The 18933-nt window shown below is 63.3% G+C and carries 18 protein-coding genes; 13 read left to right on the top strand and 5 right to left on the bottom strand.

Features of this window, described 5'->3' with window-relative positions; all coding sequences use genetic code 11:
- Nucleotides 1-27 precede the first annotated feature (27 nt).
- From hflK to ACJO3T_RS10555, 4 genes are all read left to right on the top strand, one after another.
- Nucleotides 28-1245 (top strand): FtsH protease activity modulator HflK, encoded by a 1218-nt coding sequence (gene hflK, locus ACJO3T_RS10570; RefSeq protein WP_406964113.1) that lies wholly within the window; start codon nucleotides 28-30, stop codon nucleotides 1243-1245.
- A gap of 2 nt (nucleotides 1246-1247) precedes the next feature.
- The gene (gene hflC / locus ACJO3T_RS10565) at nucleotides 1248-2126 is read left to right on the top strand and encodes a protease modulator HflC (protein WP_406964114.1); all 879 of its coding nucleotides are present in this window, start codon (nucleotides 1248-1250) and stop codon (nucleotides 2124-2126) included.
- Nucleotides 2127-2291: 165 nt separating this feature from the next.
- A complete protein-coding gene (locus tag ACJO3T_RS10560) occupies nucleotides 2292-3479 on the top strand; it encodes an ATP phosphoribosyltransferase regulatory subunit (RefSeq protein ID WP_406964115.1) in 1188 nt (395 codons plus the stop codon).
- An 83-nt stretch (nucleotides 3480-3562) separates the two neighbouring features.
- Entirely contained in the window at nucleotides 3563-4858 is a 1296-nt protein-coding gene (locus ACJO3T_RS10555) for an adenylosuccinate synthase (protein WP_406964116.1), read from the top strand.
- Between the two features lie 109 nt (nucleotides 4859-4967).
- Here the strand turns inward: ACJO3T_RS10555 and cmoB are convergent, their stop codons facing one another.
- The 4 genes from cmoB to ACJO3T_RS10535 are packed head-to-tail and all read right to left on the bottom strand — an operon-like array spanning nucleotide 4968 to nucleotide 8144.
- A complete protein-coding gene (gene cmoB / locus ACJO3T_RS10550; RefSeq protein WP_406978455.1) occupies nucleotides 4968-5969 on the bottom strand; it encodes a tRNA 5-methoxyuridine(34)/uridine 5-oxyacetic acid(34) synthase CmoB in 1002 nt (333 codons plus the stop codon).
- A gap of 13 nt (nucleotides 5970-5982) precedes the next feature.
- The gene (gene cmoA, locus ACJO3T_RS10545; protein ID WP_406978452.1) at nucleotides 5983-6747 is read right to left on the bottom strand and encodes a carboxy-S-adenosyl-L-methionine synthase CmoA; all 765 of its coding nucleotides are present in this window, start codon (nucleotides 6745-6747) and stop codon (nucleotides 5983-5985) included.
- Nucleotides 6748-6757: 10 nt separating this feature from the next.
- Nucleotides 6758-7090, bottom strand: coding sequence for a PA3694 family proteiin (locus tag ACJO3T_RS10540; protein WP_406964118.1), 333 nt, complete (start codon nucleotides 7088-7090; stop codon nucleotides 6758-6760).
- Nucleotides 7091-7124: 34 nt separating this feature from the next.
- The gene (locus tag ACJO3T_RS10535) at nucleotides 7125-8144 is read right to left on the bottom strand and encodes a serine/threonine protein kinase (RefSeq protein ID WP_406964119.1); all 1020 of its coding nucleotides are present in this window, start codon (nucleotides 8142-8144) and stop codon (nucleotides 7125-7127) included.
- An 81-nt stretch (nucleotides 8145-8225) separates the two neighbouring features.
- Between ACJO3T_RS10535 and ACJO3T_RS10530 the strand changes: the two genes are divergently transcribed.
- Nucleotides 8226-9329, top strand: coding sequence for an NAD(P)/FAD-dependent oxidoreductase (locus ACJO3T_RS10530; protein WP_406964120.1), 1104 nt, complete (start codon nucleotides 8226-8228; stop codon nucleotides 9327-9329).
- On the opposite strand, the gene ACJO3T_RS10525 is transcribed toward ACJO3T_RS10530, so the two are convergent.
- Nucleotides 9270-10115 (bottom strand): ComFC family protein, encoded by an 846-nt coding sequence (locus ACJO3T_RS10525; RefSeq protein ID WP_406978451.1) that lies wholly within the window; start codon nucleotides 10113-10115, stop codon nucleotides 9270-9272. The genes ACJO3T_RS10530 and ACJO3T_RS10525 overlap by 60 nt on opposite strands.
- A 49-nt stretch (nucleotides 10116-10164) precedes the next feature.
- Between ACJO3T_RS10525 and bioB the strand changes: the two genes are divergently transcribed.
- The 8 genes from bioB (at nucleotide 10165) to ACJO3T_RS10485 (ending at nucleotide 18931) form a co-directional block, all read left to right on the top strand.
- Nucleotides 10165-11220 (top strand): biotin synthase BioB, encoded by a 1056-nt coding sequence (bioB, locus tag ACJO3T_RS10520; protein ID WP_406978450.1) that lies wholly within the window; start codon nucleotides 10165-10167, stop codon nucleotides 11218-11220.
- Complete coding sequence (gene bioF, locus ACJO3T_RS10515) at nucleotides 11220-12401, top strand: 8-amino-7-oxononanoate synthase (RefSeq protein WP_406978449.1); 1182 nt, start codon at nucleotides 11220-11222, stop codon at nucleotides 12399-12401. Before bioB ends, bioF begins: the two co-directional genes overlap by 1 nt.
- Nucleotides 12402-12524: 123 nt before the next feature.
- On the top strand, nucleotides 12525-13229 hold the full coding sequence (gene bioD / locus ACJO3T_RS10510) for a dethiobiotin synthase (RefSeq protein WP_406964124.1): 705 nt from the start codon (nucleotides 12525-12527) through the stop codon (nucleotides 13227-13229).
- 248 nt (nucleotides 13230-13477) lie between these two features.
- Nucleotides 13478-13723: a flagellar biosynthesis protein FlgE gene (locus ACJO3T_RS10505; protein WP_406964179.1), complete on the top strand. Its 246-nt coding sequence runs from the start codon at nucleotides 13478-13480 to the stop codon at nucleotides 13721-13723.
- A 21-nt stretch (nucleotides 13724-13744) separates the two neighbouring features.
- Entirely contained in the window at nucleotides 13745-14446 is a 702-nt protein-coding gene (locus ACJO3T_RS10500) for a putative metalloprotease CJM1_0395 family protein (protein WP_406978448.1), read from the top strand.
- A gap of 254 nt (nucleotides 14447-14700) precedes the next feature.
- The gene (locus ACJO3T_RS10495) at nucleotides 14701-16500 is read left to right on the top strand and encodes an acyl-CoA dehydrogenase C-terminal domain-containing protein (RefSeq protein WP_406978447.1); all 1800 of its coding nucleotides are present in this window, start codon (nucleotides 14701-14703) and stop codon (nucleotides 16498-16500) included.
- Between the two features lie 240 nt (nucleotides 16501-16740).
- On the top strand, nucleotides 16741-18531 hold the full coding sequence (locus ACJO3T_RS10490; RefSeq protein WP_406964145.1) for an acyl-CoA dehydrogenase C-terminal domain-containing protein: 1791 nt from the start codon (nucleotides 16741-16743) through the stop codon (nucleotides 18529-18531).
- A gap of 136 nt (nucleotides 18532-18667) precedes the next feature.
- Nucleotides 18668-18931 (top strand): hypothetical protein, encoded by a 264-nt coding sequence (locus tag ACJO3T_RS10485; RefSeq protein WP_406964146.1) that lies wholly within the window; start codon nucleotides 18668-18670, stop codon nucleotides 18929-18931.
- The last annotated feature ends 2 nt before the right edge of the window (nucleotides 18932-18933 follow it).

Below are 18933 nucleotides of genomic sequence, written 5' to 3'. Positions count from 1 at the left end.
GCTTTAAACGCATAGACGGAGAGAACTATGGCCTGGAATGAACCGGGTGGAAATCGCAACGACAATGACCCCTGGGGTACCGGAGGCGGTCGTGGCGGCAATGATCAGGGGCCCCCGGACCTGGATGAGGCCCTGAAGAAGGGGCTGGACAAGCTCAACCGCATGCTCGGAGGCAAGGGCGGCAATCGCTCGGGCGGTTCCGGTGGTTCCGGCGGCAAGGGCGGTGGTGCTGCCGGACTGGGTGCCGTGTTCGCCCTGGGGGCCATCATCGTGGTGGGCTATGTGGTCTTCCAGTCCTTCTACACGGTTGACGAGCAGGAGCGGGCCGTGGTTCTCCGCTTCGGTGAATACCATCGTACCGAGAATCCGGGCCTGCGCTTCAAGATGCCGCTGATCGAGTCGGCTACCAAGGTTCGTGTCACCAACGTACGGAACGCTGAATCCCAGGGTCAGATGCTGACCCAGGACGAGAACATCGTTACCGTGGACCTCCAGGTGCAGTACCGGGTGTCCGACGCCAAGGCTTATGTGCTGAATGTGCGGGATTCCAACCAGGCCCTGGCCTTTGCCACCGACAGCGCCCTGCGTCACGAGGTGGGTAGTTCCGGTCTGGATGATGTCTTGACCGAGGGTCGTGCCGAGCTGGCCATCAATGTGGAGCAGCGGCTGCAACGCTTCCTGGTCGATTACGGCACCGGCCTGGAAATCGTCCAGGTCAACGTGGAAAGCACCCAGCCACCGCCCGCGGTGCAGGACGCCTTCCGCGAGGTCCAGCGGGCCCGGGAAGACGAGCAACGTTTCAAGGAAGAGGCGGAAACCTACCGTAACCGGGTGGTCCCGGAAGCCCGGGGTCGCGCCCAGCGCCTGGTGGAAGAAGCCAGGGCGTACCGTGATGAAGTCGTCGAACGGGCCCGTGGTGAAACCGCCCGCTTCACCGAACTGCTGTCGGTCTATCAGGACGCGCCGGTGGTCACCCGTGAGCGCATGTACCTGCAGGCCCTGGAGAATGTCTATTCCAACACCACCAAGGTGCTTGTGGACACTGCCAGTACCGGCAACATGATGTACCTGCCCCTGGATCGCATGTTCAGTGGCCGTGGCGCCAGTGCCGGTACAACAGGCGGTTCGGACACACAGGACAGCAGCCAGCGACAGGATGAGCAGGGTATTCAGGCGCTGACCGACCGTGTCATCGAGGAGCTGCGCAACCGTCAGGAACTGAGTAACAGCCGGAGGAGTCGATAATCATGGGGCCTAAAAGCATAGCGGGCCTTGCAGGGGCCCTGGTCGTTATCCTGCTGGTCCTGTCCAGTGTGTTCATCATCCCGGAAACCCACCGGGGTGTGGTGCTGCGCTTTGGTGAGCTGATCGAGACCGATGTGCCGGCGGGGCTGCACTTCAAGGTCCCGGTGGTGGATCAGGTGCGGCAGTTTGATATCCGGGTGCTGACCACGGACCTGCCCGCCAAGCAGTACCTGACCATCGAGAAGAAACCGCTGGATGTGGATTCCTACGTGGCCTGGCGTATCCGTGACGTGGACGAGTACTACCGGTCCACCGGTGGCGACGAGTTGCGTGCCCAGTCACTGCTGCTGTCCCGTATCGACAATGGCCTGCGGGACGAGTTCGGTGTCCGTACCATGCATGAGGTGGTCTCCGGCCAGCGCGATGAGCTGATGGAAACCTTGCGGGGCCGGGTCAATGAGCGGGTCATGGAAGCGTTCGGTATCGAGGTGCTGGACATCCGGGTGAAGGCCATCGAACTGCCCGAATCGGTCAGCCAGAACGTCTACCGCCGCATGGCCACCGAACGTGAGAAGCTGGCCCAGGAGTTCCGTTCCCGGGGGCGTGAGCTGGCCGAAGGTATCCGCGCCGACGCCGATCGCCAGCGCACGGTGGTCCTGGCGGAGGCTTTTGCCACCGCCGAGGAAACCCGCGGTGAAGGGGATGGCGAGGCCGCCCGTATCTATGCGGGTGCCTATGGCCGCAACCCCGAGTTCTACCAGTTGTACCGTAGCCTGGAGGCCTACCAGAAGACCTTCTCCGGCAAGGACGACATTATGGTGATCGACAGCAACAACGAGTTCCTGCGGTATTTCAAGGAGGCCAGCCCGGCAACCGAGTAATACCTGGGGTGGTTTGACCCGAAAACCGGGCCCCTCCGTCAGCTGGCGGAGCGGTCCGGTTTTTTTGCGACCGTCAAAGGTGTAGAATCCGCCGGGTTTTGGGTAAAGTTTGGTGCCGCCCCGGGCTCCCCGCCCCAACTGAATTCAGCAGAAGGTAAACAGGATATGACGGTTTCTGACCGCTGGCTGCTCCCCGACGGCGTCGAGGACATCCTGCCGCCCCTGGCCGGCCAGATCGAATCCCTGCGCCGGGACATCATGGATACCTGCCAACGCTGGGGGTACCAGTTGGTGATCCCGCCGCTGATCGAATACCTGGAGTCCCTGTTTACCGGCACCGGCCATGACCTGGCCCTGCAGACCTTCAAGCTCACCGACCAGCTCACCGGTCGCATGATGGGGGTCCGGGCCGACATGACGCCCCAGGCCGCCCGCATCGATGCCCATACCCTGCACCAGGAAGGCATCACCCGGCTCTGTTACGCAGGCCATGTGCTCCATGCCCGTCCACAGCATATGCTGACCGGGCGTACGCCCATCCAGGCTGGTTGCGAGCTGTTCGGCAGTGCCTCGGAGGAGGCCGACCTGGAGGTGATCCGCCTGATGCTGGAAACCCTGAGGGTGGCGGGCATTGGCGAGGTGCACCTGGATCTGGCCCATGTGGCCATTTACCAGTCACTGATTGAGGCGGCGGCGTTCAACGACGAGACCGAGGCGGCCATTTTCGACGCCATGGCCCGCAAGTCGGTACCGGAGCTGGACCAGCTTCTGGGTGACTGCCCGCCGGATTCCCCCGGCGCCCTGCTGAGGGTGCTGGCTCGGGTCAGTGGCGGTCGTGATGCCCTGGGGCGTGCCCGGGAGGCCCTGGCCGGTGCGCCGGACAACGTACTACAGGCACTGGACCAGTTGCAGCGGGTAGCGGATCATCTGATGGAAACCCACCCTGATCTGAGCCTGGGTTTCGATTTCTGCGAGTTACGCGGCTACAACTATCACACCGGCCTGGTGTTTGCGGTCTATGTGCCCGGTCACGGCGATGCAGTAGGCAAGGGTGGCCGTTACGATGCCATCGGCCAGGATTTTGGCCGTGCCCGGCCTGCCACCGGCTTCAGCCTGGATGTCAGGGCGCTGGTGACGCTGGGGCGCCGTGCCGGTCGCTCCCGTTCGGCGATCTGGGCCCCGGCGGACGCCGATCCCGCGCTGGACGCCACCATTGCCGGCTTGCGGATGACGGAAACCGTGGTGCGCGCACTGCCCGAGGATGCCGGTGCCGATCCGGCGGAACGGGGCTGTGATCGGGTACTGGTGCAGCACGACGGGCAGTGGGTGGTGGAACAACTGGGCGCATACTGACGCCGGGCGTGGCCCGTGTTCGGATGCACCCGCATTCATTCTGACAGTGACCGGTCCCTGGCCGGACGGTATGAGAGATTGTCATGGGAAAGAACGTCGTAGTGCTGGGCACCCAATGGGGTGATGAAGGCAAAGGAAAAATCGTCGACCTGCTCACCGACCAGGTGGCGGCTGTGGTCCGTTTCCAGGGTGGCCACAACGCGGGCCACACCCTGGTGATCGAGGGCAAGAAAACCGCGCTGCACCTGATCCCCTCCGGCATCCTGCGAAAGCATGTCCAGTGCCTGATCGGTAATGGCGTGGTGCTGTCCCCGGATGCCCTGCTCAAGGAGGTACGCCAGCTTGAGGATAGCGGAGTTGCGGTCCGTGACCGGCTGCGCATCAGTTACGCCTGCCCGCTGATCCTGCCCACCCACATCCGCATTGACCAGGCCCGTGAGCGGGCCCGGGGCAATGACAAGATCGGCACCACCGGTCGTGGTATCGGCCCCGCCTACGAGGACAAGGTGTCCCGTCGTGGCCTGCGCCTGGGGGACCTCCACAATCCCCGGGCTTTCGAGGAAAAGCTGCGGGAGATCATGCACTACCATAACTTCGTGCTCACCGAATACTTCGGGGAAGAGCCCGAGGACGTGGACCAGGCCCTGGCCACCCTGAAGCAAATGGGCGACGAGATCCTGCCCATGGCCGCAGACGTCACCGACCTGCTGCACGACTACCGCAAGCGCGGTGAGAACATCCTGTTCGAGGGCGCCCAGGGCTCCCTGCTGGATATCGACCTGGGAACCTACCCCTACGTCACCTCCTCCAATACCACCGCGGGCGGTACCGCCACCGGCTCCGGTTTCGGCCCCCTGTTCCTGGACTATGTGCTGGGCATCACCAAGGCCTATACCACCAGGGTGGGTTCCGGTCCCTTCCCGACGGAACTGTTCGACGACCTGGGCCAGCACCTGGCGGTGAAGGGCAACGAGATCGGCACCACCACCGGTCGCTCACGCCGCTGTGGCTGGTTTGACGCCGTGGCCCTGCGCCACGCCATCCAGATCAACAGTGTGTCCGGTATCTGCCTGACCAAGCTGGATGTGCTGGATGGCATGGAGACGGTCAAGGTCTGTGTGGGCTACAAGACGCCGGATGGCGAGATGAGTCGCCCGCCGATCAACTGTGAGGAATACGGTCTGATCGAGCCGGTTTACGAGGAACTGCCGGGCTGGAGCGAGAGCACCGTCGGGCTGACCAGTATGGACCAGCTTCCGGCCAACGCCCGTGCCTATATCCGCTTCCTGGAGGAGCAGATCGAGGCGCCCATCGATATTATTTCCACCGGTCCGGACCGGGTGGAGACCATTACCATGCGTCATCCGTTCGGGGCATAATCCCGGTCCGGAAGCCATGATGAAAAAGCCCCTGACGCGGTGATCGCTTCAGGGGCTTTTTCGTTGTGGGGCGGTCGCAGCGGTGTGACTTTCTACCGTGCAGACTCCTCTAACCGGGCTTGCGGGCGATCACCGTGGCCCGCTGTGGTCCGGGATAACCCTCGATGGTAAGGGTGTGGTCATTGGGATCCAGGAAGTGCTCCAGGGACTGGAACCTCATCCAGTCCGTGGACCGTTGCTCCATCGTGGTGGTGACCGTGACATCCACCACCTCGGCCCCCTCCAGGCCGGCCCTGGCCATCCAGCGTAACAGGGTGGGGCACGAGGGCAGGAACCAGACGTTGCGCATGCGTCCGTAGCGATCCTCCGGCATCAAGGTATAGCCTTCCGGGCCCTCCACCACCAGGGTTTCCAGCACCAGCTCGCCGCCGGGGCGCAGGGTGTCCTTCAGCTCCAGCAGGTGGTCGATGGGGGAGCGTCGATGGTAGAGCACTCCCATGGAGAAAGTGGTGTCGAAGTATTCCAGGGGACGGGGCAGGTCCTCGATGCGCAGGGGCAGCAGGTCCACCGGGGCCGTGGGCTGGTATCGCTTGACCGCCAGGAACTGGCACAGGAACAACAGGCCCGGGTCAATGCCGATCACCTCCGCCGCGCCGGCCCCGAACATGCGCCAGAGGTGGTAGCCGGAACCGCAGCCCACATCCAGGACGCGTCGACCGGACAGGTCCGACAGGGCGGGCGCCACCCGGTCCCATTTCCAGTCGGAGCGCCACTCGGTGTCGATGTGGGTGCCGAAGAAACGGAACGGTCCCTTACGCCAGGGCATCAGCCCTCGCAGCCCCTTCTCCATCAGCTCCGCTTCCGGGGACGACAGGGGAACCAGGCTATCCACCGTCACCTCGCTGCGGTCGCCATAGACCATTGAATCCTGTCGGTCGGGCAGGTGGGCAAGGGCATCCTGCCAGCGCGGCAGGTCGCCGTGAGGATTCTCCACAAAGCGGCGGTAAAGCTGGGTGCGGATGGCATCGGCCCAGTCCTGCCAGCCTTCCTTCTCCAGGCGTAGCAGCATGTCTGACCAGGTGGCCTGCCAGTCGAACTCCGCCATGGTAATACTCACTCCTCAATCAGGCCGGCTTGAACGCCAGCATGGATACAAAATTAAAGCACTGGTACCAGACCATGATGTTCCGGAAGCCAGCCTGTTCCAGCCTGGCCCGGTGTTCCGCCAGGGTTTCGGGAATCAGCACCTGCTCCAGGGCGGAACGCTTCTGGCTGATCTCCAGGTCTGAGTAGCCATTGGCCCGCTTGAATTCATGGTGCAGCCGGGTCTGGGTGTCCTGTTCGGCGTGGTCCTCGAAACGGATTTTTTCCGACAGGATCAGTATGCCCCCCGGGCGCGTGGCCTCGGCGATGCGGGTCAGCAGCTCCAGGCGCCGGTTCGGATCCACGAACTGCAGGGTGAAGTTCAGGGTGGTCACCGACGCATCCTTGATCGGCGTGTCCAGGATATCCTCGCAACGTAACACCACCGGCTGGGGATGATCGTCCAGGGCGATGTAATGTTCGCAGCGCTCGATCATGGCACCGGAATTGTCCACCCCCACCAGGGTGCAGCCGGATTCCCGCATGCCATGGCGCATGGCCAGGGTCGAAGCGCCCAGGGAGCAGCCCAGGTCATAGCAGTGGGAGCCAGGCTGTACGTACTGCTCGGTGATGACCTCGATCATCGGGATGATCGTGGTGTAGCCGGGCACGGAGCGCCGGATCATGTCCGGGAAGACCCGGGCCACTGAGGCATCGAAGCGGAAGTCCTGCCGGGGCTGGTCGGCGGCGTACAGGGTGTCCAGCGCCTGGGCCGGTTTGGCCGTTCTGTTGCGATCTTCTGTCATGATGTTTCCGTCACTCCTGAGCCTGTATGGCAGTCGGGTGGCAGCGTATGCCCCGGTTCTTGTAGTCCACCAGGATGCCCTGGTACCCGGGGTCCGCGTCGGCGGCAATGGCCAGATAGCCATTCTGGCAGGTGGCGTGCAGTTCCGACGATCTGGAGGACATGCGGAAGGGCTGGTCCGGCGTGATGTGGATGGCCTCGAACTCGCCCACCGGCACATGGTCCTTGTTGTCGCTGTGGCTGATCCTGCCACTCATTTCCAGCACCACGACCGTGGCGATAATGCTGACCACGGCAGTGGCAATCAGGCTGCGGATGCTAAAGGAGGCCTCGCGTTGGCTCATGGTGTCTCCGAATGCGAATGTGTGTCAGGCGGGGTTAATACTGGCCGGGAATGGTCAGCACCGGCCCCTGCAGGGCCGCGAGCTGTTCCCGCAGCGACAGCACCTGGTCAGACCAGAACCGGGGCTGGGCAAACCAGGGGAAGAAGCGGGGGAAGGCCGGGTCGTCCCAGCGCTGGGCCAGCCAGGCGCAGTGGGACAGTTGCCGGTAGCAGCGCAGGGGTTCGATCAGGTAGCGTTCCCGGCGGTTGAAGTCCCGGAACATCTCGTAGCCCTCCAGCAATTCGCCAAACTGGAGGCCGCGTTCCTGGTCGTCCCCGTTCAGCAGCAGCCACAGGTCCTGTATGGCCGGCCCGCTGCGACAGTCATCCAGGTCCACAAACAGCAGTTGCTCTTCGCGCACCAGGATATTGCCGGCGTGGCAGTCGCCGTGGAGGCGGATACTGGTGAGTTCGCCGGCTTCATCCACCAGCCGGGCACAGGCGTCGATCAGGTCTGGAATCAGGCTGTCCCAGGCCGGGCGCAGGTCGTCCGGAACCCAGCCGTTGTCCGTCAGATAGGCACTGAAGTTGGTGATGGCGGGCAGGATCGACATGGCCGGCCGGTGCTGGAAGGGTTTACTGGCACCAATATTGTGAAGCTGGCCCAGCCACTGGCCCAGGCGGTAGAGGGTATCCGGGGTACTGGTGTCGGGGGCCTGTCCGCCCCGCTGGGGGAAGACCGCAAACAGGAAGTCGCCGCCGCGACCGAGGGTGTCGCCGGAGGGCAGTCTCATGGGTGCCACCACGGGCACGTCCGCGTCCTCCAATTGCAGGGTGAAAGCGTGTTCCTCGCGGATCTGGTCCTCGGTCCAGCGTCCCGGCCGGTAGAACTTGACGATCACCGGCGGCTGGTCGTCCAGCCCCACCTGGTATACCCGGTTCTCATAGCTGTTGAGGGCAAACAGTCGACCGCTGACGGGAAAACCTTCGTCTTCCACCGCATCCAGGATGATATCCGGTTTCAGATTGTCATAGGGATGGCTGCTGGTGCTGGCCGGTTGGTCGTCCGAGGACATGGTGCTCCCGTTGCGCTGTTAGAATAAGAGAGACAGTATACCGGTTCCTGAGCCGACAGTTCATTAGCCCGGAGGAATGAGGTGGAAACCCTGGAAATCGATACGGTGGTGATCGGCGCCGGCGTGGTGGGCCTGGCCGTGGCCCGTGAGCTGGCACAGGCGGGCCAGCAGGTGATCGTACTGGAACGGGCCGGCCACTTTGGCGAGGGCATCTCGTCCAGGAACAGCGAAGTCATCCATGCCGGACTCTACTACCCGAAGCATTCCCTCAAGGCGCGCCTGTGCCTGCAGGGCAGGGAGCTGCTCTACGACTATTGCCGCCATTTTCCGGTGGGCCACCGACAGACGGGAAAGTGGATCATTGCCAGCGATCAGGGCCAGCACGAGCGGCTGGAGCAGGTGCACCGGGCCGCGACGGACAACGGGGTTGAGCTGCAGGTGGCGGAAGGGGCGTCGCTGGAGCGGGCATTGCCGGGGGTGAAGGCCACCGCCGGGCTGTTCTCTCCCCGTACCGGCATAGTCAGCAGTCATGATCTGATGGTGTCGCTGCTCGGAGAACTGGAAGCCGCCGGGGGGCAACTGGTCTGCCAGGCTCCCGTGGAGGCTGCGTACAGCGATCATGCCATGCACCGGCTGACGGTTGGCGGGGCGTCGCCCTGCGAGGTACGGTGCCGGCGGGTGGTGAACGCCGCCGGCCTGGAGGCGGTCCACCTTGCCCGCTCCTGGTCCGGCCTTGATGCGGCTGCCTGCCCGGAAGCGCACTTTGCCCGGGGCGTCTACTTTTCCTACAGCGGGCGTCACCCGTTCAACACCCTGATCTATCCGGTCCCCGAACCCGGTGGCCTGGGTGTCCACCTGACCCTGGACCTGGCCGGGCAGGCCCGGTTCGGACCGGATGTGGAGTGGGTGCCGGCGCCGGACTACACCGTTGATCCGGGGCGCCGCCAGGCCTTCGCGGCGTCGGTCCGTCGCTGGTGGCCGGGGCTGGACCCGGCACGGCTGCAGCCGGCCTACGCAGGGGTCAGGCCCAAGCTGGCGGGCCCGGACAGCGGGTTCGCGGATTTTCGCATCGATGACGAAGGCCATCATGGTATTCCGGGACTGGTTCACCTGTTCGGTATAGAATCACCGGGGCTGACCGCCAGCCTCGCTATCGCCCGCCATGTGAGAGAACGACTGGCCTGATCGCTGCACCGGTGTGCGGGCCAGGGCCCAGACTTCCACGGTGCGGGCGCCATGCCGGCGCAGCAGCGAGGCCAGGGTGCGGGCAGTGGCGCCGGTGGTGACCACATCGTCCACCACCGCCACATGCCCGGGCACCGTCCCGGTAACCTCGAACACGCCCCTGAGGTTCGACAACCGCTGTCGCCGGTCCAGCCCCGACTGGGCGGTGGTGGCGCGGACCCGTTGCAACAGGCCATCCGTCCAGGGAATGCCGGTGCCAAGGCTGATGGCCTCGGCGATTTCCGCCGCCTGGTTGAAGCCGCGTCTGCGCTGGCGTTTGCGGTGCATGGGTGCGGCGACCAGCAACTGCGGCCGCCGCTCGGGTTCCTCCGCCAGCATCTCCTGCACCTGCGTCACGTAGTCCGCCAGCAGGGGGCGGGCGAACTGACGCTGCCCCCGGTACTTGTAGCGGCCGATCATCCGGTCGACCGGGAACTGGTAGCGCCAGGGGATGAAGGCCCGCCCGAAGGCCGGTGGACTCTTGAGGCACTCGCCGCAGACCAGACCGGGCCCCGGCGTCGCAAGCACCAGGGGCAGGCCGCACCGGAAGCAGGCGGTGGTGTTGGCCGGCAGGTCTTCACGGCAGCCCCCGCAGAGTCCGTTCGAGGACTGGGGCGCCAGGCAGGAGACGCAAAGATCGGGCAGTATCCGGTGATTGTCACCGGTGGCTGGAAACCTGGAATGTCCGGTGATCTGGTTAACCAGATGTCGAAATCCGGTTGACAGGGAGGCGAGGGGCTTTATCATGCGGTTTATCCGTAAACCTGATTCGCTAAAAAGTTAACAGGATAACCCCATGACTGCTACCGCCATCCGACACGACTGGTCCCTTCAGGAAATCAGCGACCTGTTCGCGCTCCCCTTCAACGACCTGATCTTCAGGGCCCAGGGTGTCCACCGGCAGCATTTCGACCCCAACGAGGTCCAGGTCAGCACCCTGCTGTCCATCAAGACCGGCGCCTGTCCCGAGGACTGCAAGTACTGCCCCCAGAGCGGCCACTACAACACCGGTCTGGAGAAGGAAAAGTTGCTGGAAATCGAAAAGGTGGTCGCGGAAGCCAAGGCCGCCCGGGAGAAAGGGGCTTCACGTTTCTGCATGGGGGCCGCCTGGCGCAGTCCCACCAAGAAGGACATGCCCTACGTCACCGAGATGGTACGCCAGGTCAAATCCCTGGGCCTTGAAACCTGCATGACCCTGGGCATGCTCAACGACGACCAGGCCACCGAGCTGGCCGACGCCGGGCTGGACTACTACAACCACAACCTGGACACCTCCGAGAAGTACTACAATCACATCATCACCACCCGCACCTACCAGGACCGTCTGGACACCCTGGAGCGGGTACGCAAGGCCGGCATGAAGGTCTGCTGTGGTGGCATCATGGGAATGGGTGAGGATGCCGATGACCGCTCCGGGCTGCTGATGCAGCTGGCCAACCTGCCGCACCATCCGGAAAGTGTGCCCATCAACATGCTGGTCAAGGTGGCCGGCACCCCGATGGAAGACGTGGAAGACCTGGATCCTTTCGAATTCGTGCGCACCATCGCCGTGGCCCGCATCCTTATGCCCCAGTCCCACGTACGCCTGTCCGCCGGTCGTGAGGATATGAACGACCAGATGCAGGCCCTGTGCTTCATGGCTGGCGCCAACTCCATCTTCTATGGTGAAAAGTTGCTGACTACCGCCAACCCGGAAGCGGACCACGACCGTCAGCTGTTCAAACGCCTGGGTATCCGTCCGGAAGAGCATGCGGTCAAGCACTCCGAGGAAGAGCACGAGGAAGCCCTGGTTCACGCCCTGGAGGAAGAGCGCAACCGTCACCTGTTCTACGACGCCGCCAAGAGCGCCTGATGCGAGACTTCGCCGCCGAACTGGAGCAGCGCCGGGAAGCCGGGCTCTACCGCATCCGCCGCCAGATGTCCGGTCCCCACCAGCCGCTGCTGACGGCGGACGGTGAACCGGTACTGGCCTTCTGTTCCAACGACTACCTGGGCCTGGCCAGCCACCCCGAGCTGGTGGCCGCCACCCGGGCCGGCCTCGACGAACATGGCCTGGGCGGCGCCGCCTCCCACCTGATCTGCGGTCACCACAGTGAGCACCACCGCCTGGAGGAGAAGCTGGCGGCCTTTACCCGACGCTCCGGGGCACTGTTCTTCTCCACCGGCTACATGGCCAACGTCGGCGTGATCACCGCGCTGGCGGGGAAGGGCGATACCATCTTCTCCGACGCCCTCAACCACGCCTCCATTATCGACGGCTGTCGCCTCAGCGGTGCCCGGGTGCGTATCTACCCCCACTCGGATACCGAAACCCTGGCCGAACAACTGGCGGAAACCGACGGCCACAAGCTGGTGGTCACCGACGGCGTATTCAGCATGGATGGCGACATCGCCCCCCTGCGGGAACTGGCGGCCCTGTGCCGGCGCCACGACGCCCTGCTGGTGGTGGACGACGCCCACGGCTTCGGCTGTGTCGGCCCCGAAGGCAGGGGCTCGGTGCTGCAGGCTGGCCTGTCGGAAGAGGACGTTCCCCTGGTAGTGGGCACCCTGGGCAAGGCCTTCGGCACCAGCGGCGCCTTCGTCGCCGGCCCGCCCATGCTACTGGACTACCTGGTCCAGAAAGCCCGGTCCTACATCTACACCACCGCCATGCCACCGGCCCTGGCCACCGCTTCCTGCCGCAGCGTTGACCTGGTGGAACAGGATGAACACCGGCGCGGGCACCTGACCCGGCTGATCAACCGCTTCCGCTCCGAAGCGGCGATCATGGGCTATGAGCTGATGCCTTCGGCGACCCCGATCCAGCCCATCATGATCGGTGATCCCCACGAAGCGGTGCGCCTGAGCGGTGAACTGGAGAGGCGGGGCTTACTGGTTACCGCCATACGCCCGCCAACCGTCCCCCAGGGGGAATCGCGGCTGCGGGTCACCTTCAGTGCATCCCACACCGAAGAACAGCTGGACCAGCTCCTGACCGCCCTTCGTGAATGCGCTCCCCAGGGTGTCGTGGACCGGGCCCTGGCCAATGCCTGAAGCCCTGTAGTCCGGCAACCGCTGGCATGCCATCATTTGCGATAATCATGAAACCCTTTCCTGCGTTGCGCCTGCCCCACTCCTGAGCCAGGCGCAACGACAATCCACCGGGAGGACCGAATCTTGGCCAGACGAACCTATTTTGTCACCGGCACCGATACCGAAGTTGGCAAGAGCGTTGTATCGGCAGCCATCCTGCAGAAAGCCGCCGACCTGTCCCTGCGCACCGTGGCCATGAAGCCCGTGGCCTCCGGCTGCGAACAGACACCGGATGGCCTGAAGAACGAAGACGCCCTGCTGCTGATGGAACACATGACCGAAGTGCTGCCCTACGAGCAGGTCAACCCCATCGCCCTGGAACCGGCCATCGCCCCCCACGTCGCCGCCATCCAGGCCGGCCGGACACTCTCCGCCCAACGACTGGTGGGCCTGGCCCGGGGCCTGATGATGAAACCCGCCGACCTGATGCTCATCGAAGGCGCCGGCGGCTGGCGGGTCCCCCTCAACGACCGGGAAACCTATGCCCGGGTCCCCAATGAATTGGGCCTGGGCGTCATCGTCGTCGTCCCCCTGCGCCTGGGTTGCATCAATCATGCCCTGCTTACCGTCGAAGCCATCCGCCACGACGGCCTGACCGTCGCCGGCTGGGTCGCCAATCGCCCCGAGGAAACGGTCATGAGCTGCGAGGAAGAAACCCTGGATTTCCTGAAGGGACATATGGGGGCGCCGTGTCTTGGTGTACTGCCATGGTCTCCGACGGCGGATATCAATGCGCTGGCGGGGGAGCTGGATATTGAGCCGTTGCTGGGAAGGGCTTCTCCGATTTGATGTATCTCTTTTTGGAGGTACGCACGTAGTCGGAGAGCAAGCGGTGGGGTGCCCTTTTCAAACATGGACGTTTTTGAAGAGCCTCCAGGGATGGATCTACGGCGTGTCCCGGAAAAGGGCACCCCGCCGATTGCTCAGGCACCACACCCAAAGGCTAGCAACATTCCGTAACCAAACCTGTTTGAATTTTATACACTCCTGTGGCCCAATATACCCTGGTGAAAAGTCCGGGAGACAGCAGTCCCATGATGATCAACAATGCACTGAACATTGGCATCCAGGGTGTCCAGGACGGCATGCGCGGTATGGACGGCGCCGCCCGGCAAATCGCCCGTGGTGGCGTTGACGGCCCCCGTGGCAGTGCCGACGGCGGCAACAGCCTGATCGAACCGATCACCGACCTCCAACTTTACAAGCGCAGTGTTGAAGCCTCCGCCCAGGTCGTCAAGACCGCCGACGAAACCCTCGGCACACTCCTCGACCTCAAAGCCTAGGAACAACACACGGGCCCGGCCATGGCAATCTCCTCTGCTCTGCCTACCGTCAACCCCTTCCCGGTACAGCCCACCACCGGCCGGGGAACCATACAGCCCGTAACCGGCTCCGAAAGCCGCAATATCGCCGAATCCCGCAACCCCGAAACCGCCCGTGCCGCCGACGAGGCCCCTGAAGCCAGGGGCGAGCGGGGCGAAAAACAACGCCCCGACAACGCCAGCGACAGGACAGCGCAGAACGGCCAGCAACTGGACGAGGCCCTGCTCAAGGAACTCCGGGACCTCAAGGCCCGAGACCGGGAGGTCCGTGCCCACGAACAGGCCCACCAGGCCGTTGGCGGCCAGTACGCCGGATCCATCAGCTACACCTATGAGCGGGGCCCGGACGGCAACCAGTATGCTGTTGGTGGGGAAGTATCCATCGACACCTCGCCCGTGCAGGGGGACCCCCAGGCCACCATCGAAAAAATGCGGACCGTTCGCGCCGCCGCCCTGGCACCAGCGGAACCCTCCGGACAGGACCGGGCCGTGGCAGCCGAAGCCATGCAACTGATGTTGCAGGCCCAGATGGAAATGTCATCCGAGAGCCGGGAAACCGGAGAAGCATCCCCTGATCGTGAATCTGGTCGTAGCCAGAGTATCAGCGCCTCCAATGCCTACCGTGATGTTTCCGGTATGGTTGATCCCGCCAGTGGCAGGGCCGCCTTCCAGGCTGTTGCCTGAAACCTTCCGTCCGTCGTTTTTACTCCCCACAGCAGCTGTTTATAGCGAGCGAAAAGTCTTGACAAGACGATGGCTATAAACGTATGTTTCAAACAGCCGTTTGAAGCGCCCATTACAATGTTGCTCCGCGCCACTGTCAAAGTGCTTCGAACCCGGGACTCTCCGGTTTGCCCTGTTACGGGAGTGGCCGGTTCAACCAGATTTATCATCAGGTCCGATATGCGATCGAACCTGATCGACGTGAGGTGAATTTCATGCCCGAATACAAAGCGCCCCTGCGTGATATCCAGTTCGTAATGAAGGAGCTGCTTGGCAGCGAACAGCACTACGCTTCTATCGAGGGTGGGGAAGATGCCACTCCGGATATGGTGGATGCCATTGTCCAGGAAGGTGCCAAGTTCTGTGAGCAGGTGCTCTCTCCGCTCAACCAGGTGGGTGACCGTGAAGGCTGCACCTGGAGCGAGGACGGCGTGAAGACCCCCACCGGTTTCCGCGAAGCTTACCAGCAGTACGTGGAAGGCGGCTGGCCCTCCATGACGTCCGACCCCGAATACGGTGGCCAGGGCCTGCCTAATTCCGTGGGCATCGTGATGAGCGAGATGGTCGGCACCGCCAACTGGTCCTGGGGTATGTATCCGGGCCTGAGCCACGGCGCCATGAACACCGTTGAGGCCCACGGCACCGAAGAACAGAAGCAGACCTACCTGAGCAAGCTGGTCAGTGGCGAATGGACTGGCACCATGTGCCTGACCGAGCCCCACTGCGGCTCCGACCTGGGCACCCTGCGTACCAAGGCCGAACCTAACGCTGACGGCACCTACAGCATCACCGGTACCAAGATCTTCATCTCCGCCGGCGAGCACGACATGGCGGACAACATCGTCCATATCGTGCTGGCCCGCCTGCCGGGCGCACCGGAAGGCACCAAGGGTATCTCCCTGTTCATCGTGCCCAAGTGCCTGCCCAACGACGACGGTTCCGCCGGTGAGCGCAACGCCGTGTCCTGTGGCTCCCTGGAGCACAAGATGGGTATCCACGGCAACGCCACCTGTGTCATGAACTTCGATGGCGCCAAGGGTTGGCTAATTGGCCCGGAGAACAAGGGCCTGAACTGCATGTTCACCTTCATGAACACCGCCCGTATCGGTACCGCCATCCAGGGTCTGGGTGCCGCCGAGCTGGGCTTCCAGGGTTCCCTGGCCTACGCCAAGGAGCGTCTGGCCATGCGCTCCCTGTCCGGCCCCAAGAACCCGGACGGCATTGCCGACCCGATCATCGTCCACCCGGACGTACGCCGCATGCTGCTGACCCAGAAGGCGGTGGCCGAAGGCGCCCGTGCCCTGATCTACCTTGCGGCGCAGCAGTCCGATATTGTTGTTCGCGGCAAGACCGAGGAAGAGCGCAAGGCGGCTGACGCCATGCTGGGCTTCCTGACCCCAATCGCCAAGGCCTTCCTGACCGAGATTGGCTACGAGTCCGCCAACCTGGGCATGCAGGTCTTCGGTGGCCACGGCTTCATCTCCGAGTGGGGCATGGAACAGAACGTCCGTGACGCCCGTATCGGCATGATCTACGAGGGTACCACCGGTATCCAGGCGCTGGACCTGCTGGGCCGCAAGATCCTGATGACCCAGGGTGAGGCGCTCAAGCAGTTCACCAAGATTGTCCACGTATTCTGCAAGGAAAATGCCGACGACGAGCAACTGAAGGAGTTCATCGAGCCGCTGCAACAGATCAACAAGGAGTGGGGCGAGATCACCATGAAGCTGGGCATGACCGCCATGCAGAACCGTGAAGAAGTGGGTGCAGCTGCGGTGGACTACCTGATGTACTCCGGCTACGCGGTATTCGCCTATCTGTGGGCCCGGTCCGCCAAGGTGGCGCTGGACGCCATGCGTGAAGGTACTCCCGAGGAAGCCTTCTACAACGCCAAGGTCCAGACCGCCCGTTTCTACTTCAAGCGCCTGCTGCCGCGTACCCGCACGCATGTGGAAACCATGTTTGCCGGTGCCGATACCTTGCTGGACATGCAGGAAGAGCACTTCGCGTTCTGAGGATCGCAACCTGAGTGAGACCCTGGTGACCTCCCGGTTGCCAGGGCCGGATTCAGGCATACCGTGGATTTCGGCCCAAGGCCAGTCCAGCCCGCGCTCCGTCAGGACGCGGGCTTTTTTGCGGGCGCTTCAGGCTGCCCCAAAGGCGGCGGATGCGGTAGACTGTTTCCCCTTTATTTTGTGAGAAAGCCCCGTAAAGAGGGCGTTATTCCCCCATACCAATAGACTGGAGAAAACACGATGGCTGACTATAAGGCTCCGTTACAGGAAATCCGTTTCGTCATGAACGAGGTATTTGACGCGCCGTCGCTCTGGGCATCGATGCCCCGGCTGGCTGAACGGGTCGATCCGGATACGGCTGACGCCATTGTCGAGGAGGCCGGCAAGGTCACCACCAATGTCATCGCTCCCCTGAACCGCGAAGGCGACGAGCAGGGTTGTCAATGGGACAACGGCAACGTCACTACACCGGACGGCTTCCGGGAGGCCTACCAGACCATCGTGGAAGGCGGCTGGAACGGCCTGGGTGGCAACCCGGATTTCGGTGGCATGGGCATGCCCAAGACCCTGGTCGTCCAGTTCGAGGAAATGCTGCAGGCCTCCAACATGGCCTTTGGCCTGGCCCCCATGCTCACCGCCGGTGCCTGCCTGGCCCTGGACGCCCACGGCAGCGAGGCGCTGAAGGAAAAGTACCTGCCCAACCTCTACTCCGGTGTCTGGTCCGGTTCCATGGACCTGACCGAGCCCCATTGCGGTACCGACCTGGGCATCATGCGCAGTAAGGCGGAACCCCAGGACGACGGCAGCTACCGCATTACCGGTACCAAGATTTTCATCACCTGGGGTGAGCATGACATGGCCGAGAATATCGTCCATTTCGTATTGGCCAAGTTGCCGGACGCCCCCAAGGGGCCCAAGGGCATCTCCCTGTTCCTGGTGCCCAAGTTCCTGGTCAACGATGACGGCTCCCTGGGTGAGCGTAACGCCTTCAGCTGCGGTTCCCTGGAGAAGAAGATGGGCATCAAGGGTTCCGCCACCTGCGTGATGAACTTCGACGGCGCCAAAGGCTGGCTTGTGGGTGAGGAGAACAAGGGCCTGGCGGCCATGTTCACGATGATGAACTACGAACGCCTGGGTGTGGGTATCCAGGGCCTGGCGGCGGCGGAAGCCTCGCTTCAGAGCGCCCGGGAATACGCCTTCGAGCGGATCCAGAGCCGTGCCCCCACCGGTGCCCGCGAGCCGGAGAAGGCCGCTGACCCGCTGGTGGTGCACCCGGATGTGCGTCGCATGCTGCTCACCATGAAGGGCTATGTGGAAGGTGGCCGTGCCTTCTCCACCTATGTCGGCCAGTGGCTGGACGTGGCCAAGTTCTCGGATAACGACGAGGACCGTGAGCGGGCGGAGGGCCTGGTGGCCCTGCTGACCCCCGTTGCCAAGGCGTTCCTGACCGACCGTGGTTTTGACATGTGTGTGCTGGGCCAGCAGGTGTTTGGCGGCCACGGCTATATCCGTGAGTGGGGTCAGGAGCAACTGGTCCGTGATGCCCGCATCACCCAGATCTATGAGGGCGCCAACGGCATCCAGGCCCTGGACCTGATGGCCCGCAAGGTGGTGGGCAGCCAGGGCAAGCTGTACGAGCTGTTTGCCGGGGATATGGCGGACTTTATCGAGAAAGAGCAGGGCAACCCCGCCCTGGCACCTTTCCTGGCCCCCCTGGCTGCGGCCCTGGAGCGCCTGTCCGATGTCACCGAGCAGGTAGTGGCCCAGTCCAAGGACGATCCGAATGCCCCGGGGGCAGCCTCCGCCGACTACACCAATCTGTTCGGTATGACCGCGCTGGCCTACATGTGGGCGAAGATCGTGGTGGCTGCGGCGCCGAAGGCGGAGGGTGACAGCTCCGGGTTCTATACCGGCAAGCTCAAGACCGCCCGTTTCTACTACGAGCGTCTGCTGCCCCAGACCGTGGCGCTGGCGGAGAGCATTCGCAGTGGCAGCCACTCCATGATGGAGCATGCCGACAACGAGTTCTGATTCAGATCAAGGTATTGCTGGAAACCTCACAAGAGGCCGGCCATTGCCGGCCTCTTGTGTTTCCGGGGTATTGACACCATTTCCGAAACAGGCGCATGTTTAAGTTCGTTCAATCATTGTTACCAAGGAGGTAACCATGAGCATGAAAGACGACCTGAACAAACTTTCGGAGACCGTCAAGCAGTATCGTGATGAACTGAGAGTCCAGCTCCATCTGGCCCGGCAGGATGTCCGCGACGAGTGGGATGACCTGGACGAGTACTGGGAAAAATTCCGCCAGAAACTGGATGAAGTCCGTCACGATGCCGAGGAAGTGGGCGAGGAAACCCGGCAAACCGCCCACAAACTGGGTGAGGAGCTGAAAGCCGGGTATGAGCGGATCCGCCAGCGGTTGAAGTAACG

Origin of the sequence: Marinobacter shunpengi (assembly GCF_045449715.1) — a bacterium.
In the GTDB taxonomy this organism is placed as follows: Bacteria; Pseudomonadota; Gammaproteobacteria; order Pseudomonadales; family Oleiphilaceae; genus Marinobacter.
This window is presented reverse-complemented; position numbering and strand designations above follow the sequence as displayed.

What these genes read in the sequence shown, in the direction of transcription:
- ACJO3T_RS10525 (WP_406978451.1), bottom strand. Translation starts at nt 10,115, where the DNA reads ATGATAAAGCCCCTCGCCTCCCTGTCAACCGGATTTCGACATCTGGTT.
- ACJO3T_RS10535 (WP_406964119.1), bottom strand. Translation starts at nt 8,144, where the DNA reads ATGTCCTCGGACGACCAACCGGCCAGCACCAGCAGCCATCCCTATGAC.
- bioB (WP_406978450.1), top strand. Translation starts at nt 10,165, where the DNA reads ATGACTGCTACCGCCATCCGACACGACTGGTCCCTTCAGGAAATCAGC.
- ACJO3T_RS10495 (WP_406978447.1), top strand. Translation starts at nt 14,701, where the DNA reads ATGCCCGAATACAAAGCGCCCCTGCGTGATATCCAGTTCGTAATGAAG.
- ACJO3T_RS10560 (WP_406964115.1), top strand. Translation starts at nt 2,292, where the DNA reads ATGACGGTTTCTGACCGCTGGCTGCTCCCCGACGGCGTCGAGGACATC.
- ACJO3T_RS10505 (WP_406964179.1), top strand. Translation starts at nt 13,478, where the DNA reads ATGATCAACAATGCACTGAACATTGGCATCCAGGGTGTCCAGGACGGC.
- ACJO3T_RS10555 (WP_406964116.1), top strand. Translation starts at nt 3,563, where the DNA reads ATGGGAAAGAACGTCGTAGTGCTGGGCACCCAATGGGGTGATGAAGGC.
- cmoA (WP_406978452.1), bottom strand. Translation starts at nt 6,747, where the DNA reads ATGACAGAAGATCGCAACAGAACGGCCAAACCGGCCCAGGCGCTGGAC.
- bioF (WP_406978449.1), top strand. Translation starts at nt 11,220, where the DNA reads ATGCGAGACTTCGCCGCCGAACTGGAGCAGCGCCGGGAAGCCGGGCTC.
- ACJO3T_RS10500 (WP_406978448.1), top strand. Translation starts at nt 13,745, where the DNA reads ATGGCAATCTCCTCTGCTCTGCCTACCGTCAACCCCTTCCCGGTACAG.
- hflK (WP_406964113.1), top strand. Translation starts at nt 28, where the DNA reads ATGGCCTGGAATGAACCGGGTGGAAATCGCAACGACAATGACCCCTGG.
- ACJO3T_RS10485 (WP_406964146.1), top strand. Translation starts at nt 18,668, where the DNA reads ATGAGCATGAAAGACGACCTGAACAAACTTTCGGAGACCGTCAAGCAG.
- hflC (WP_406964114.1), top strand. Translation starts at nt 1,248, where the DNA reads ATGGGGCCTAAAAGCATAGCGGGCCTTGCAGGGGCCCTGGTCGTTATC.
- ACJO3T_RS10540 (WP_406964118.1), bottom strand. Translation starts at nt 7,090, where the DNA reads ATGAGCCAACGCGAGGCCTCCTTTAGCATCCGCAGCCTGATTGCCACT.
- ACJO3T_RS10490 (WP_406964145.1), top strand. Translation starts at nt 16,741, where the DNA reads ATGGCTGACTATAAGGCTCCGTTACAGGAAATCCGTTTCGTCATGAAC.